General features: G+C 32.1%; 9 protein-coding genes. 1 reads left to right on the plus strand and 8 read right to left on the minus strand.

All coding sequences use genetic code 11. From position 1 onward, the window contains the following. Positions 1 to 40: 40 nt before the first annotated feature. Together nrdD and nrdG are read right to left on the minus strand one after the other, a co-directional pair. Positions 41 to 1,834, minus strand: coding sequence for an anaerobic ribonucleoside-triphosphate reductase (gene nrdD / locus Q4548_RS05060; RefSeq protein WP_303452200.1), 1,794 nt, complete (start codon positions 1,832 to 1,834; stop codon positions 41 to 43). Positions 1,835 to 1,846: 12 nt separating this feature from the next. Next, the gene (gene nrdG, locus Q4548_RS05065) at positions 1,847 to 2,290 is read right to left on the minus strand and encodes an anaerobic ribonucleoside-triphosphate reductase activating protein (RefSeq protein WP_303452202.1); all 444 of its coding nucleotides are present in this window, start codon (positions 2,288 to 2,290) and stop codon (positions 1,847 to 1,849) included. Positions 2,291 to 2,486: 196 nt separating this feature from the next. Here nrdG and Q4548_RS05070 point away from each other — a divergent pair, with 196 nt between their 5' ends. Further along, positions 2,487 to 6,713 (plus strand): two-component regulator propeller domain-containing protein, encoded by a 4,227-nt coding sequence (locus Q4548_RS05070; RefSeq protein ID WP_303452204.1) that lies wholly within the window; start codon positions 2,487 to 2,489, stop codon positions 6,711 to 6,713. 465 nt (positions 6,714 to 7,178) lie between these two features. On the opposite strand, the gene Q4548_RS05075 is transcribed toward Q4548_RS05070, so the two are convergent. The 6 genes from Q4548_RS05075 to Q4548_RS05100 all read right to left on the minus strand — a co-directional run bounded on the left by Q4548_RS05075 (position 7,179) and on the right by Q4548_RS05100 (position 18,328). Next, positions 7,179 to 8,804, minus strand: a complete 1,626-nt coding sequence (locus Q4548_RS05075; RefSeq protein WP_303452206.1) for a hypothetical protein — start codon at positions 8,802 to 8,804, stop codon at positions 7,179 to 7,181. 42 nt (positions 8,805 to 8,846) lie between these two features. Next, the gene (locus tag Q4548_RS05080; protein ID WP_303452208.1) at positions 8,847 to 10,622 is read right to left on the minus strand and encodes a RagB/SusD family nutrient uptake outer membrane protein; all 1,776 of its coding nucleotides are present in this window, start codon (positions 10,620 to 10,622) and stop codon (positions 8,847 to 8,849) included. An 18-nt stretch (positions 10,623 to 10,640) separates the two neighbouring features. After that, on the minus strand, positions 10,641 to 13,733 hold the full coding sequence (locus Q4548_RS05085; protein ID WP_303452210.1) for a TonB-dependent receptor: 3,093 nt from the start codon (positions 13,731 to 13,733) through the stop codon (positions 10,641 to 10,643). A gap of 572 nt (positions 13,734 to 14,305) precedes the next feature. Then, positions 14,306 to 15,577 (minus strand): adenylosuccinate synthase, encoded by a 1,272-nt coding sequence (locus tag Q4548_RS05090; RefSeq protein ID WP_303452211.1) that lies wholly within the window; start codon positions 15,575 to 15,577, stop codon positions 14,306 to 14,308. A gap of 21 nt (positions 15,578 to 15,598) precedes the next feature. Then, positions 15,599 to 16,039, minus strand: a complete 441-nt coding sequence (locus Q4548_RS05095) for a Fur family transcriptional regulator (RefSeq protein WP_303452213.1) — start codon at positions 16,037 to 16,039, stop codon at positions 15,599 to 15,601. A gap of 84 nt (positions 16,040 to 16,123) precedes the next feature. Continuing rightward, positions 16,124 to 18,328: a bifunctional (p)ppGpp synthetase/guanosine-3',5'-bis(diphosphate) 3'-pyrophosphohydrolase gene (locus Q4548_RS05100; RefSeq protein WP_303452215.1), complete on the minus strand. Its 2,205-nt coding sequence runs from the start codon at positions 18,326 to 18,328 to the stop codon at positions 16,124 to 16,126. Positions 18,329 to 18,400 lie beyond the last annotated feature (72 nt).

The following is an 18,400-nucleotide window of genomic DNA, read 5'->3' on the forward strand; positions in this document are numbered from 1 at the left end:
CTAAGAATATTAAAATTACGTTTTATACCTATAATTTATTTTACAACTCTACTTTAGAATGATTCCTATCATAATATCTTAACGCATGTTCTTTTTGTCTTGCTGAACTAAAATTGGATACTTTTTTAAGATAACCTATGACTCTTGTTGCATGATCTATGTCTAAAGAACTACATTCTGAACAAGATTGCAATGTTTGTTTATCTATATGATTACAACTGTTACAGATCGTAATTTTAATATTAAAACAAAAATAATTACATCCTGATTGAGCCGTAGCGTGTAATAATTTTACAAACGTTTCTTTAGTTAATGTTTGTTCTAAATTTAAATGCAATGCTGAACCACCGTCCAAGTACTGAATATACTCTCTTCCATGTAATTTTATTTTATCCAAGCTGTTTAATTCGTCATCATCTACAGCATAGAAGTAGGAATTGTAGCAATCTCTTTGTACTTTAAAGCCAGCTTCTTTATCCCATTTGGCATTTTTAACTCCTAAATTTTCAGCAGGAACAAATTCAGTATTAAACATATATCCCCATTCTTCTTTTGCTTTTTTATTTTCGTCAAAAATTGCTTTCAAATAATTATTGATAAATCTTTTATATTCTGAAGTATTGTGTGCTTTGATACCCAAACTTTCAGCAGCTTCCACCATTCCGTTTACCCCTATGGTTAAAAATTGTTTGTCCAAACTTATAAATCCTGAATTGTAAACAGGCAACAACCCTGCTTGGCTATATTCATCCATCAACTTACGATACGCTACTTGGTATTTATGAATTTTTCTTACTTCCTTTTTCACATCTTTTTTTTGCTGAACCAATCTGTTCATATTCAGTGTAATTACATTAATAGAACCTGTCGCTACTCCTCCCGCTCCTAAAGAATAACTAAAAGTATGATCTGTAATTTCATTTCTTAATCGGCAACAAGATGCCAAGCTGTCTGCATTTTCTGATTGGTAAATAAAAAAAGAATTCCCCTCACTTAATTCTTTAGCACACAGTTCTGTAAATTCTTTGTCTTTAGGTGCATTGTTATCTACCAACATGGCTGCCGTCACCACAGGAAAAGTTAAAACAGCTTTGCTTCTTTCTTTGTTGAACCAAGTCATAAAAAAAGCCTGTAATTTTTTCAATCGATTCCATTCTGGTTTTGTCATATCAGGAAACACAAAATCACCAAACATACTTTCAAAATAATAGGCATCGTACAAAGAAATATTCCAAAAAACAGATTGATATCCTCTAGCAGCTGCGGGTTGATTTACGGCATAAACCACATGTTGCAAGTGATTTTTAATGGTATTAGGAACCGTTTCTAAATAATTATCTCCGTAATCTTTTCCTGCAAAATGATCAAAATACATTAAAAATTCAACCGTGGCCAAAGCACCTGCAAATTGCGAGCTAACTGCAAAAACCAAGTTTACAAATTCTCCACAAAAACTTTCTAAATGTTTGGGGGCTTGACTTTCTCCTCCCAACTTGGTCAAACCATCTATTAAAAATGGATACATACTAATAGAAACACAATAAGGTTTTAAGGACGTTTCATCGTGTACATAAATTTCATGATGCTCTATTTGACGTTCGTACTCTTCTGCCAATTCATCCCCAAACAACTCCGCTATTTTACGTTTTAACAAAGCTCTGTTGATTTGAATATTTATGTCCTTATTCAATTCAGCCTCCATAGTAGCAATGTTTTTAGACGTTACATTGGCATTGGCATCTACTTTAGAACCATCCGCAGCATTTTCTGCATACAAATAATTGTTGATGAAATTTAATTTTTGATTGATTTGTTCTTCTGACAATCTGATCATAATTTTAATATTTTATTGAAAAAGATGATTTAACACTTCTCCTGTTTTTACGTTTTTAAAAATCTGATTGGTTGTTTTTTTATCCAACCCTCCTAATTTGTCTTTCCAAGCTCCTGTTTTTACCCAATCTAAATGTGCTAAAATTTCAGAATCTATATCTTCTAACCCACTATACAGACAGGTTTTGTAATTCAACATCTTAGCTATTTTTAATTTTGACAGCAATTCTTGTTTTTCCCATTCTCCACCCATAAACAAAACACAGGTAGCATATTTTTGATAATCAATTAATGTTTTTTGGTAAAAATCATCATCTAAAAACTTCCCATTTTCTTTTTTAAACAAATAAGGTGAATGACACCCTTTGCATTGTAACGGACAACCACAAATAGAAAAACATAGACTTACTTCTCCAGGTACTTCTTTAAAAACAACGTCAAAACTAAAAAAAAACATAAAAAGACTTTTTTATCTTTATAAAGATACTCATAAACCTTTTCCAACTTAAAAATATATTCTTAACTTATCAAAAGAGTTATAAACACTATATATTGTAACAAATGGCCTATACACTACCTCATAAAGTGAATAACCATATGTAGTGTTTAGTATATTCTTATATTTGATAGAATACAATAACAATTATTTAACAATGCTTCATAAAATTAAAACTTCCTTCATTATATCTATTATTTTGTTGTCTTTCACTACGAATGCTGTTTGGAGTCAACAATCTATCTATTTTGATCATATCACCACAAATGATGGACTTTCTCAAGGTGACATCAATAGTATTTATCAAGACAAAAAAGGGTTTATGTGGTTTGGTACTCACGATGGATTGAACAAATTTGACGGGTATAATTTTACTGTTTACAAACCCGACATGAATAACGATTCATCTATTAGTAGTAATCTTATTTATACAATTACAGGTGATAAAAATGATAATTTATGGATTGGTACCACAGGAAATGGAATTAATTATTACGATAAATACAAAGATGAATTTAAACGTTATGTTTCTGACAAAAACGATCCTGAAAGCATTTCTAACAACCATATCAGTTATATTTTTGTAGACAACGAAAATAGACTTTGGGTAGGGAACAATAATGGGTTGGATGTTGCTAATCTTAACGACTATGATGGTTCTATTAAATTTAAACATTTTGGTCTTAACGAAAATAAGATAGCTCAAAAGTCGTACAAAAATAGAATTCATTCCATTTTTCAGGATAGCTTAGGTCAAATATGGGTAGGAGATAATAGCGGTTTATTTCTTATGTCTAGAGATTCTATGGGTGAAATTTATTTTAAACATATAAACAAAATCATGAAACTACCCAAAGCTCCTATCAATTCAATTGTAGAAGATAAGTTTGGAAGATTGATTATAGGAACAGGAATTGGTCTATACATCTATGATTTAAGAAAACAAGAATCTACAGTTAAACCTTTCTTTAAAGGGTTTGTAAACACACTAACCATAGACAAAGAGAATAATTTATGGATAGGTGGATATGGTGGTTTGTTTCATTATAAAATAAAAAACAAAGATAAACTGCCAAGGTTTGTTAAAAGATATATTTATAGCCCTGAGGATGATTTTAGCATTAATAAAAATGTCATCACCTCTTTATTTGTTGATAAAACAGGAATTGTCTGGATTGGGACTCAAGGAGGAGGAGTGAACAAAATTGATCATGAAAAAAAACAATTTCGTATCATCAAAAAAACAATTGATAACAATAGTCTTAGCTACGACAATGTTAGAACTTTTTACGAAGATAAAAACCAAAACCTTTGGATTGGTACTGCAGGTGGAGGAATAAATATTGCTAAGAAAGGAACTAAATATTCTAAGTTCATTAATATAAACAGTAATCTTAAGAAAAGTTTAACCATGCTAGAGATTGATAATGGAAAAAAGATGCTTCTTGGTTACGAGTCTTTCCCTGGTCTTTACGAACTTGATTTGACTAAAATTAAAGATTTAGAAGACATAGAAAAAGACGATATGATTCCTCATCATGATGTTGAACAAAGTGTTTTTTCATTGTTTGAGGATCGTAATAAAATTGTCTGGATTGGTACGTATAGTGGAGGTATTCATCGTTGGATTAAAGATCCTAAAACTGATACTTATAAAAAAGATAAATTCTTCTACGACCCTAGCAATCCAAACAGTATTTCTAGTGATATTATACGTTCTATTTATGAAGACAGTATAGGAAACATTTGGTTTGGTACTGGTAACGGCTTGTCTAAATTAGATAAAGATGAAACATACAAAGCACATCCTAAATTCATCAACTATAAAAACAATAGTCAAGATAAAAAAAGTATAAGTCACAATTATATTTTACAAATTAAAGAGACTTCTGACGGTTCTTTGTGGATAGGAACTTTGGGAGGAGGAATTAACAAATTAATCACTCCTAAGGATGAACCTAAAGCAGAGTTTATACACTACTCTGAAAAGGATGGTTTGGCTAACAATGTAATCAAAGGGTTTCTAGAAGACGAAGATCAAAATTTATGGATCTCTAGCAACAAGGGACTTTCTAAGTTTAACCCATCAACCGAAATTTTTAAAAATTACGATGTAAATGATGGGCTTCAATCCAATGAATTTGTAGAAACCTCTTGTATTAAAAGAGAAAATGGAGAATTAATTTTTGGAGGAATCAACGGTTTCAATACTTTTTATCCAAATAAAATAAAAGACAATCCGCACAAAGCAAATGCTGTGATTACTTCTTTTTCTATTTCCAACAAACCTATCAAAAGAGGACAGAAATTTAACGATAGAGTTATTTTTAATCAGGCAATTTATGAAACCAAAGAGCTAGAATTACAATATGATGAAAACAGTATTTCTTTTGAATTTGCTGCATTGCATTATTCAGCTCCATCAAAAAACAAATTTGCCTATAAACTAGAAGGGTTTGATAAAAGTTGGGTATATACCAATTCTAAAAAAAGATTTGCTACATATACCAATTTAAGTCCTGGTGAGTATACATTAAAAGTAAAAGCATCTAATAATGATAATGTTTGGGAAGATCATTACACAGAATTAAAAATAAAGATAATTCCTCCTTTTTGGATGACAACCCAAGCCTATTTCATCTATTTCTTATTCACTGTATTGTTGTTGCTATTCTTTGGAAATTACATTTTAAACAGAGCAAAAAACAAACATTTGATAGAGGTTCAAGAAATTGAAAAAAACAAAAAAGAAGAACTTCAAAACCTTAAACTTGAGTTTTTCACAAATATATCTCATGAATTTAGAACTCCGTTAACATTGATCAAAGGGCCTTTGGATGAACTACTTAAAAAAGGACAAACTCTAAAACCTGAGGTTTATAATGAGCAATTGCGCTTGATGCAAAAAAACACCAACTATTTGTTACGTCTTGTAAGTCAGTTGTTAGATTTTAGAAAAATGAATCAAGGAAAAACAACTTTGGTTATGCGTAACAGCAACATTGTAAGCTTTATACAAGAGGTTGCAGAACCTTTCCAATTTTTAGTTCATAAAAAACAAATCAACTTTAACATTCATAAAGAAATGGATACAATACACAGTTGGTTTGACCATGATGCTATTGAAAAAATCATCAACAATTTACTTTCCAACGCCTATAAATTTACTCCCAAGTTTGGAAATATAGATGCCTATATTCAAAAAGAAGACAATTATGTAATTATAAAAGTAAAAGATTCTGGAATTGGAATAGCTCCCGAAAGAATGAATAATATTTTTGAACGTTATTATACCAAAAAAGAAAAGGACGAAAACAATCCAAAAGGAATCGGAATTGGTTTGGCTTTTACTAAAAACTTGGTAGAGTTACATCAAGGAGAAATTACAGTAATTAGTGAAAAGAGCGTAGGTACAGAGTTTATCATCAAACTGCCTATAGACAAAAAATCATACGAAAACATTCCAGAGGTTGTTTGTAAAGACAATACAGATGGTGATTTTGTAAGAAGAACTTCCGAAACAGAGTCTTTTGCAATAGATATGAACGATGAACTTACTGACGAAAGTCTGACTAAGAGAAGATCTAACGAATTGCCTATTCTTTTGATTGTAGATGACAATAAGGATATTAGAACATTTATAAGACATTCTTTGTCTGATGAATACAAAATATACGAAGCAGAAAATGGATTAGAAGGTTTTGAAATGGCTACCAAAATTATTCCTAATGTAATTATTACGGATTTGGTTATGCATATTATGGATGGTTTGGAACTCTGTGAAAAACTAAAAACAACAGTAACAACAAGCCATATTCCAATTCTAATTCTTTCTGCAAAACTATCTCAAGAAACCGAAATAGAAGGACTAAAAAATGGAGCTGATGATTACATTAGAAAACCGTTTGACATGGAGCTCTTAAATTTAAAACTTAAAAACATCACCAAAAAAAGAGAGCTTTTAAGAAAACGATTCAACCGAGAAGTGAACCTAAAACCTGCAGAAGTAACAGTAACCTCAGCAGATGAAAGATTTTTAAAACAAGTAATTGAAATTATAGACAAACACATGACCAATACAGAGTTTAGTGTTGAAACACTGGTGCAAGAAATTGGTCAAAGTAGAAGTAATTTATATTTAAAACTAAAAGAAATTACAGGACTATCTTCTAGTGAATTTATTAGAAGTATCCGTTTAAAAAGAGCTATGCAGCTTTTTGACACTACAGATTTACCTGTAAAAGAAGTAATGTACAAAACAGGATTTAGCACAGCCTCTTACTTTTCTAAGTGCTTTAAAAAACAATTTGGAGCCAAACCAAGTGATTATTTGAACAAGAAAAAAGGAAATAATGATAATATTTCTATTGATGATTTACTTTAATTAAACATTATACAACATAAAAAAGAGCTTATTTCTAATTAGAAATAAGCTCTTTTTTATGCGTAATAAATTTAGAAAAGCATCATTTTTCACAAACACATATATAAGTACAAACTGTTTCTATTGTATAAACTTGTCAACCATTCTCAAGAGCTCTCATATATTCCCTAAAACAACTTCTATTACTTTCTGTAATAAAACCAACAAAATTATTTATAAAAACGATCTACTTTTTAACAGATTCCTTACATACAATAATCATTGTTTGATTGTAACACAACACCAACTTAACAAGCTAAAATGGTTTTACACTATATATAATTCACAAAAGAAACAACAAGATTTGTTCTCTATTTATAAGTTACGTAAACAATCTAGAAACATTAATACCTTACCATTATAAAACAAAAAACCCTGTATGAGATTACCTCAAACAGGGTTTTTAAGTTTAATATAATTTAATTCTTATGGTCTTGATTCATCAGATGAAATCACGATATCATCTATATAGAAATCCGCATAAGCACTCCAAGCAGAAAGAATACTAAATTTACCTTGATGCGCAGTTAATGCAATAAACTTAACTTGTCCTTCTTTCCATACATCTACATTTGCAGGGTCTCCAGCTCCAGGGTTAAATGTAATTTGGTTAGTACCTCCTTTATTATCAAAACGGAATAATATATTAGGAGATCCTGATCTAACTAAATACTTAAATTCAATAGTATATTCCCTACCTGCAACTAAATTTATTTCTAAATTACTAGTTTCTGCTCTAACATTAGTAGCTATAGTTCCTCCATTTCTATTTAATGCTAAGTTAATTACTTGTCCAGTTGGAGTTACAGTTGATGCATTACCCACAGGAGCATCTACAATTAATACTTCAGTAATTCCTTCTACTGTTTCATTTACGAAAGGCTTCACCCAATCAGCTCCTAGAGATTTTTCAAACATTCCTTCAGAAACTAAATACTCCTCAACATATGATTTAACTATTTCATCTGTAAATGTTACAGGGGTTCTAGTATCTGTAGACATGATTCCACTTCCATCTAACCATGTTACCTTAATTTCATCATCTTGAAAAATTGGAGTATCTAGTTTAATATTAATGAAAGTAGCATCATCAGCATCTACAACAACAGAACTAATATTAGTTACTACATCGTTTACCTTAACCTCAAAGAAAGCTTCTTTATTAAAGAACTGAACAAACTCACCATTAAAAGGAATTTGAATAGTTTCATCCTCTAACTCTCTAATAACTCCAATTAATTCAAATGGTTTAGAAGATGGAATAACTTTAATAGGAAATGCAAATTGCGTAGATTCAGAATCTCCTGGTATATTCTCTCCGGATCTTGATATAGTGATACCTGCAACAAAATCCCCTAATTTCTTCATAACAATATCTACTTCTTGATCATTGCTACTGGCTATACTTTCTCCAGTTCCAACTTTTCTAACATACCAATTACGAGTAGTTGGTTCTCCCTGAGTTGTATTGTCTGTAAAGTTTAAAAAATCTCCTGCTTCTACATACACTGTATCTTTACTAGTAATATCTATTTCTACATCTGCTTGTTTTACCATAACATCTGGCACAATAGTATCGTATACTTTTACTACAAAAGTAGTGTCAATTACCCATTTATTTCCTAATTTTTTAGAAGGCATTATATAATCCTCTAATCCATTATTTCCTCTAAAAGTTACAGAATCGTTAAACACATTGTACAAACGTACTTTTTGCAAACCTGATTTCTTAAAATAGACATTTACAATATCTTCATTAGAAATAGTATCTCCTGCATTGATGATTAGACTTTCAAAATCTGTCTGTTTTCTATCGATAGGTCCTTTTATGAAAAAATTTCCTTCTTCAATTTGCCAAGCATGATCTACAACTCCTTGTGATAAATCTGCAAAAGTTAGGTAGTTATAAATTCCTAACTGTAGTGTTTTCTCAGTACCTAGGCCTGTCATAAATCCTATGTCGGAAAAAGACAGCGGTGCTTCGTATTCCTTATTACATCCCATAAAGAATGTAGATAACGATACCAGTAATATGATTATTTTATTTTTCATCTTATTAATATTTTAGTTTATATAAATTGAAAGCTCAAATGCTTATTCATATAATTTAGGGTTAGCAATAATTTCACTGTTTGGAATTGGCCAGTAAGCTTTATCATCGGTATAATTCGCAGCAGCTTTTACAAATTCATTCAAATTATTATCAACTTCAGGGTCACTTGGAGAAACCTCTACCATTATAGAAGACCAACGTGTAACCACATTTGCTTCAGGCAATGGCATTGTTACATCATAATGTAACACATCGTATCTTCTTTCAGACAACTCTTGAAAACGTTCTTTTTTAACTCCCCATCTTCTTAAATCAATATTTCTATTGTTATCTCCTTCACATGACAATTCTAGTGGATATTCTTTAAATCTTAAATGCTCCATTAAAGTTTCTGCTGTATAGGTAACATCGTCATGATCGTTAGCTGGATATTCTCCAGTACCTGCAGCTCCTAATAAAACAACACCTGCACGTCTTCTTATTCTATTGATGTATTTTAACGCTTCATCCAAATCTCCAGTTTCAATCATACATTCTGCATACTGTAAGTAAATTTCTCCCAAACGGATCAATCTTTCATTTATTGGAGATCTTACTTTTCCTGGAGACATTAAATCTTCACTACCAAATCCTAAATCCCAGTTGGTATGTTTTCTCCAAAAAGAGGTTAAATTCACATTAAATGGAGATGCTTGTCCTGGTGTATCAAAACCATAGTAGCCTAAATCTTCATCATCTACCAAAGCAATAGAGTACGATGTTCTTAAACTAAATTTTCTAAATCTTTCTGTTCCATCTTCCTCTGTTACTTTATTTCTTGGGTCTGACGTATCAATAGGATCATTTCTATACTCAACAATTAACCAGTTAGCTGGTATAGCACCTCTCCAAGATCCTGGTCCTCCTGTTAGTTTTTTATTATATGCAGTGTTTGCTACATCTCTAGAATCCCATTGTCCCAATTCATTTTTGTAATCCATTGAATAAACAACTTCTAAAATAGACTCTTCATTCAATTCATCCATACTTGTAAAGTTACTTCCTACATTAGATGTCAAAGCGTAGTCAAAATCTTCAATTACACTTTTAAAATAAGGAGCTGCAAGATCAAATTGATTTTGATATAAATACGTTTGTCCTATCAAAGCAACGGCTGCACCAGCTGTAACTCTCCCCTCTTCATTGGCATCCCATGAGTTTGGTAGATTTTCTGCTGCAAATTCTAAATCTGCTAACAAAAATGCTCTTACTTCTTCTCCTGGGCTAATTGGCTGAAAATAATCTGATTCCTTTTCTGGAACAAAATCAAAAAGAGGAACATCTCCATTGTTAAAGGCATGATGTAATAAAAAGTACATGTATCCTCTTATAAATCTAGCTTGAGCCAAAATTTTAGTAGCTTCTTCAATTTCTGTAGCAGTTGTAAAAGTATTTTCTAACAATTTTTCTGTTGCTACTATTACTTGATTGGCTCCAAATATTGTTTTATAGTTCTGTGCCCAAACTTTGTTTGGAAAATCAGCTGCATCGTTAAATGTTTGTAAGTAATATACATTTGTGTTGGTTGGTCTTTGGTAACCACTTCCCCAGGCAAGATCTGATCTTAAAATATCATCTACCAAAAGTATATTGTTTGGGCTACTAAAACTTTTATAAGCTCCAATAAGTCCCATATTTAAATCGTCCATATTTTGCCAAAACGTACCTGTAGACAGGCTGTTTGGGTTGGTCTGTTCTAAAAATTCATCCGAACATCCAATTACAGTGATTGCCAGTATCAATAGGCTGACAATTTTTGTATATATTATTTTTTTCATGTCTTTAAAGTTTTTTGATTAAAAGTCTATTTGTACACCTGCTCTTACTTGTCTACTAATAGGGTATCTTCCTTTATCAATACCTCTTGTACTCAATCCGTTTCCACCTACTTCAGGATCGTATCCTGTATACTTGGTAAGTGTTAGTGGGTTTTGTGCTGCCACATACAGTCTAAGTCTCTTTAAACCAAACTGCTCTATCTTATTTTTATTGAATGTATAACCTAAACTTACGTTACGTAATCTTACAAAAGTTCCGTCTTCCATCCAGTAATCTGTATGCCCCCTATAATTGTTATGTGTTGCATTTCTATTTACAGGAATATTAGACGTATTGTTTGCTGGTGTCCATTGATATACTAAATCTTGGTGACTAGATGATTTGTATGCCAATGCTTTGTTACCATTTAATATTTCTGCTCCAAAAGAACCGTACAACTGCATAGAAAAATCAAATCTTTTGTAGTTGGCACCTAAGTTTAATCCCATTTCAAAGTCTGGTGTACCACTACCTACATATACTCTATCGTTGATGTCAATAGTACCATCTCCATTAGAATCTACATATCTTAAATCTCCTAATTCTGCAGTTTCTTTTTCACTCTCAAGTTTTTTATATTCTGCCAACTCTTCTTCTGTCTTGATTGTTCCATCTGTCTTCATTAAAAAGAATGCACCAGCTTCATAACCTTCTGCAATAACAGTTGTTAAATCTTGATCGTTATCATGACCAGAAATTGTACTATCATCAAAATAGATAATTTTATTAGTACCACTCATTTTAGTGATCTTGTTATTGTTTTGTGTATAGGTCAACCCTGCATTCCATGAAAATTTACCTGAATGTCTGTAATTCATTGCAAATTCAAACCCCTTGTTCTCCATATCTCCTGCATTCAAGGTTACTTGTCCATCCAAACCTGCACCTGTACTAGGTGGTATTACTACCGGAAACAGCATGTCTTTTTTATTTGTAACATAATAATCAACAGAAGCTGTCAATTTATTTTTAAGAAAACTTACATCTAAACCTGCGTTGGTTGATACTGACGTTTCCCACTTTACTTCAGGATTTGCATAAGCTGTTTGTATTGCTCCAACAACTAGGTTTTGAGCATCATCATTACCAAAAACGTAATCTTGTTGTAAATCAATAACAGAAGCATAACTATAATCTGCAATTCCCTGGTTACCTGTAGTACCTCTACTTGCACGTAACTTGAACGAAGGCATTACATGTTTGATAGGATCCCAAAAAGATTCATCAGACACATTCCATCCTAAACTATAAGAAGGAAAATAACCGTAGTGCTCTTTTCCAAATCTAGAAGAACCATCTCTACGTACACTTGCACTTAACAAATACTTTCCTTTGTAGTTGTATTGCAATCTTGCCAAAGAACCAATCAATGTTGTTTCTCTATCCATTGTCCATCTATTTCTTCCGGATTCAGCATAAGAATCTCCCGTACCTCCATTAATAACAGTAATATCATTATTAAACACATCGTATCTATCTGCTAAGAATTCTGAATGTGTATACTTTTCCGCAGAATACACAGCTGTAAAATTAAAAGTGTGACTATTAAACCTTTTTTTATAGTTTAAAATAGTTTCCATTGTTGTTTTTTTATCTAAAGAACTTACGTTTCTAATTCTAGACTGTTGTGAAGGTATTTTATCTCCTTGATCATCATAAGCAACAAATTCTGGGTTGATAATGTATCTTGTACCATTATTATAACTAGCAGAAGCTCTTGCTGTAATACTTAAATCACGATTGAATTGGTATTTAACATTTAATCTTCCATCAAAATATTGATTTTCTTGAGTATCTGTCTGTAACAATTTGTATCCTAAGTAAGACAAGTTGGTTGCTTGTGTTCCTTCACCTGCATCTGTAAATTCATCCGTATTCAAAGACAATTCTGGTTGATAAGGATTGTATTTGATAGCATCTTGTATCAATCCATAAGGAGAACTGGCTTTGTCTTCTATTCTAAAAGACATTCCCGTGTCTATTTTCCACTTTCCTTTGTTGTACTGAGTATTTGCTCTCACATTAAAACGATCGTATTTTGATTTGATCAAAACACCTTCTTGACTAAAAAAGTTAGCGTTAATGTTGTAAGACAATCCTTCTTTACCTCCAGATACGTTTAAACTGTGACTTTGTATAGGAGCTTGATTATTTTCAATCAAGTTGAATAAGTTGGTATTGTTTGTCAATTGATGTGGTGAATTGTTGATTACCGTCCAAGTATTACCATAGTAAAGATCATTCAACGCAGCCGATTGTAGGTGCGTTGTATAAAACTTGTCTTTTGTGTTCATAATAGGTGTACTAGAAGTAATGTTTTGAACACCATAATAGCTATTCAAACTAACTTTCATAACTCCTTCTTTAGCTCTTTTTGTTGTGATTAAAATAACCCCAGCAGCACCACGCGTACCATAAATGGCAGCCGATGCAGCATCTTTTAATACATCTACACTTTCAATCTCACTCATACTCAATTTAGGATCTCCATCAAACGGAACCCCATCAACCACATACAGTGGCGAATTAGACCCATCCACTGAAGTCAATCCTCTAATCTGAATGTTAGACTCCGCACCAGGATCTCCAGTACTAGCCACAACAGTTACCCCTGCAATTTGTCCTTGTAATGCCGAACCAATATCAGATGTTGCCGTCTGTTCTATTACTTCAGAATCTACCCTTCCTACTGCACCAATAACCTCTTTCTTTTTTATTTCACCGTATCCTATCACGACTACTTCATCCAAAGCTTGAGCATCTTCTATCAGCTCAATATTTAATTTTGTTTGATCAGCTATCTTAACTTCTTTTTTACGGAAACCTAAGTAATCAAAAAGTATCACATCACCTTTCTTTGCTTTGATTTCATAATTTCCATCAAAATCAGTGATTGTACCAAACCCCGTGCTTTTTACACTAATGCTTACTCCAATTAATGGCTCACCATTTGATGTTACTACCCCAGTAACTTTTTTGGTCTGAGCATGCATAAAACTGAAACTAAAAACACTAATGAGTGCGAACACTACACCTCTCATTTTTAAGTTATCAAATAATTTAAATCTCATAGTTTAAGTATGTTTATATTACTCTTACAAAGTTGATTAAATTCCATATTCGCAAGGGTGACACATTAACAATTCCCTACATCAAATGTACAACTAACCAACAAAAACTCAACAAAACCTACCTTTATAGATGAAAAACACACTAAAACATAGGTTTTATTTTTAAATCCTCCGAGAAAACAATTCATAAGACAAGGTAAAATCACAACGTAAAATAAGTAGCTATAGAATAGTAAAAAACATTTCTTCTATAAAATAGTACTATCATTTCAATTCACAAACATGAAAAAGTTTCTTTATTAATAGAAATGGATTTAATCTGCTATGTATTTGGTTAACATTTTAAATACTGAATCTTTCTATTAACTACTATTTGTGTATATACTTAGTAATCTAAAGTCGTTGCTTTTTTACAAAAATCTAAATATCTAGTACATACAAATCAACTAATGAAAAACAGAAGTTAACTCTAAAATGCACTGAAGTACTTTTTAAAATTTCTGTAAACAAAAATCCCTCATCAATATGATGAGGGATTTTTATATTATTTTTTCGAAATTGATTCGACTATCTTATCTTTCAATAGTTTGTTTTCTATCTGGTCCAACAGAAACAATCGTAATTTTAATACCTGTTTCTTTTTCTATAAAAGCGATATAATCTAACAAAGCTTGTGGCAATTGATCTTCAGAAGTCATTCCTGTCAAATCTTCTTTCCAACCTTTTAACTCTGTATAAACAGGTTTTACATTTTCTGGTTCAATATTGTAAGGGAAGTGACTAATAACTTCTCCTTTGTATTCGTAAGCTGTACACACTTTTAACGTTTCAAAACCAGACAACACATCTGCTTTCATCATGTTTAATTGTGTAACTCCATTTACTTGACAAGCATATTTTAAAGCTACCATATCCAACCATCCACATCTACGTGCACGACCTGTTGTTGCTCCAAACTCATGACCAACTCTAGCCATTGTTGCTCCATCTTCATCAAACAATTCAGTTGGAAAAGGTCCTGAACCTACACGAGTAGTATATGCCTTAAAAATTCCAAAAACCTCACCTATTTGATTGGGTGCTACACCTAAACCAGTGCAAGCTCCTGCAGCAGTTGTATTAGATGATGTTACAAAAGGATACGTTCCAAAATCTACATCTAACAAAGAACCTTGTGCTCCTTCTGCCAAAATAGTTTTATTTGCTTTGATTGCTTGGTGCAAGTATTCTTCGCTATCTATAAAAGTCAATTCTTTCAACTTTTCTACACTTACAAAAAACTCTTCTCTCAACGCATCCAAATCGTACTCCAATTCTACTTTATAGAAATCAAGCATATTGATGTGCTTTTGAGCCAATTTTTCAAAAATCTCTTTCCAATTATCTAGCTCCAAATCTCCAACACGCATTCCATTACGTCCTGTTTTGTCCATATATGTTGGACCAATACCTTTTAAAGTAGAACCAATTTTATCTTTCCCTTTTGATTTTTCAGAAGCAGCATCTAACAAACGGTGTGTTGGTAAAATTAAATGTGCTTTTCTTGAAATCAACAAGACTTGTTTAAAATCAATATCAAACTGAGACAAATCATCAATTTCTTTGTTAAAAATCACAGGGTCTATCACCACTCCGTTTCCTACAACATTGACAGCCTCTTTGTGAAAAATCCCTGAAGGAATTGTATGTAATACATGTTTGTGTCCGTCAAAAATCAAAGTGTGTCCTGCATTTGGACCTCCTTGAAAACGAGATATCAAATTGTAGTTCTGAGTTAAAACGTCTACAATCTTTCCTTTTCCTTCATCACCCCACTGCAATCCTAATAATAAATCTACCGCCATCTTACTTTATAATGTATAATTCTATTTTTCTTTTTTCGATCCGTAAAAATAAAGCGAATGTTTGCTTATTTCTACATTAAAAACGTCTTCTATTGTTTTTTTAATCGTTTGAATTCTTGGATCACAAAACTCAATTACTTCACCATTATCTAATATCAAATGATCGTGCTGTTTGTCAAAAAAACTTTTCTCATAATGTGCTTGGTTTTGTCCAAATTGATGTCTTCTTACCAAACCACACTCCAACAACAATTCTATCGTATTGTAAAGCGTAGCCCTACTAACTCGATACTTTTTATTTTTCATATTGATGTACAATGATTCAATATCAAAGTGTTCTTCTAAATCGTAAATTTCTTGTAAGATAGCAAAACGCTCAGGCGTTTTACGGTGTTTGTTCGTTTCTAAAAACTTCACAAACACATTCTTAACAATTTCTTGATTCTTCTGTTTAGTATCCATAACTCAAAAATGTTGTTTTAAAACAGCAAGGTGCAAATTTATACTTTTATTTGATATCGATAATAGAAAGAAATGTTTTTTTTCTTAAATGATACGTTTCACTTGCTTCACCCCTTTGATTCCGTTCAATTGACTAATCACCTTACTTAATTTTGCTTTGTTCGTTACCGTAATTGTAAATTTCCCATCAAACAAGCTTCCATCACCCGAAATATTCAAATTATTGATGTTCATATTATTGTTTACAGAAATAATTCTGGTAATATTTCCTAACATCCCCGATCCATCTTCTCCTTTTATACTTAAGGTAACTTTGTATTCTTGTTTGGTAGAATCTACCCAAGTTGCTTTCATAATTCGGTATGCATAATTGGACTGCATACTGATGGCATTTGGACAGTTGTTCTTGTGTATTTTAATTCCTTCATTAATCGTTAAAAAGGCAAAAACCTTGTCTCCTGGAATTGGATTACAACATTTAGAAAGTGTGTATTCCAATTTTTCATTGTCATTCCCAAACAACAAAGTGTCGTAATTGGTACTAATTTCTTCTTTCTTAACAACTTTATCAGGATTGGATTTTGTTCTTCTAAACAACTTCGCAAAAGTACTTGTTTGCTGATTGGCAAAATTTCTTATTTCGGTATTTCCGATGGTTCCAATTCCTACTCTATAAAACAAATCAAACGTGGTTTGTAATTTAAAGAACGATACCATTGCTCCTAAATTCTTATCTGTAGGATTGATTTTTAAATGCTTTAACTTACGTTTCAATACCTCACGACCTTCTTCTGCAACTCTTCTTTCTTCTTCTTTTAAAGCTGTACGTATTTTTGCTCTTGCTCTTGCTGTTACCACAAAAGTCAACCACCTTTCCGAAGGTTTCTGATTCTCCGAAGTCATTACCTCTACCTGATCTCCACTACTTAAAACTCTATCTAATGGTGTTAATTTTCCATTTACTTTTACACCTCTACATTTCAAGCCTATGTCTGTGTGAATGCTAAAAGCAAAATCTAATGCCGATGATCCTTTTGGCAAAGATTTGATATCTCCTTTAGGAGTAAATACGTAAATTTCTTTGGAATATAAGTTCAACTTAAAATCCTCAACAAAATCTACAGCACTAGTACTCTGATTTTCTAAAGTATCTTTCAATCTATTCAACCATCCTTCTAAACCACTTTCATTTACATCTGCTTGTTTGTATTTAAAATGGGCTGCATATCCTTTTTCTGCAATTTCATTCATTCTTTTAGAACGAACCTGAACTTCTACCCAACGTCCCTCAGGCCCCATTACTGTAATATGCAATGCCTCATAACCTGTTGTTTTGGGTTGAGAAATCCAATCTCGCAATCGGCTAGGGTTTGGTCTATAATTGTCTGTTACAATTGAGTATATTTTCCAAGCATCAAACTTTTCATTTTCACTATCTGAATCGTAAATAATTCGAATTGCAAATTTGTCATAAACCTCATCGTAACGTACTCCTTGAGAACGCATTTTTTTACGAATAGAAAAAATGGATTTGGTTCTTCCTTTAATTTCAAATTCAAAACCTTGTTTTTTCAAGGCATCACTTATCTTAGACGAAAAATTTTCTATATAATCCGTTTGATTGTCTTTATTTGCAATGATTTTTTTCTCAATATCATCGTAAACCTCAGGTTCGGTATATTTCAATCCTAAATCTTCCAATTCCGTTTTGATATTAAACAAACCTAAACGATGTGCCAACGGAGCATAAATATATAACGTTTCCGAAGCTATTTTTATTTGTTTTAACGGAGGCATGGCATCCATGGTCTGCATGTTGTGTAAACGGTCTGCTATTTTGATTAAAATAACACGAACATCATCATTTAAAGTCAACAACATTTTACGGAAATTCTCCGCTTGAATAGAAGCCATTTGATCTTTACTCATTCGAGAAATCTTGGTCAATCCATTCACTATTTTGGCTATTTTCTCACCAAACAAACGTTCCATATCTTCTATGGTATAGTCTGTATCTTCCACCACATCGTGCAACAGAGCAGATGCAATAGAAACAGCTCCCAAACCAATTTCTGAGGCCACTATTTTTGCCACTGCTATTGGGTGATAAATATAAGGTTCCCCTGTTTTTCTTCTTTGTTCGCTATGAGCTTCTACCGCAAGGTCAAAGGCTTTTCTGATGAGTTTTTTATCCTCTTCAGACAAATGTTGATAACTATCTTTCAACAAATCTTTGTACCTGCGAGTAATCTCTTTATTTTCCTTTTCTGGATCAACTACATACCCCATAAATTAGTTTTTTTAAAACGAAAATTACTGACAACCTTAACATCGGTCATCAGTAAATTTTTATGCTCTTGA

The sequence above is a fragment of the Wenyingzhuangia sp. 2_MG-2023 genome, from assembly GCF_030548295.1.
In the GTDB taxonomy this organism is placed as follows: domain Bacteria; phylum Bacteroidota; class Bacteroidia; order Flavobacteriales; family Flavobacteriaceae; genus Wenyingzhuangia.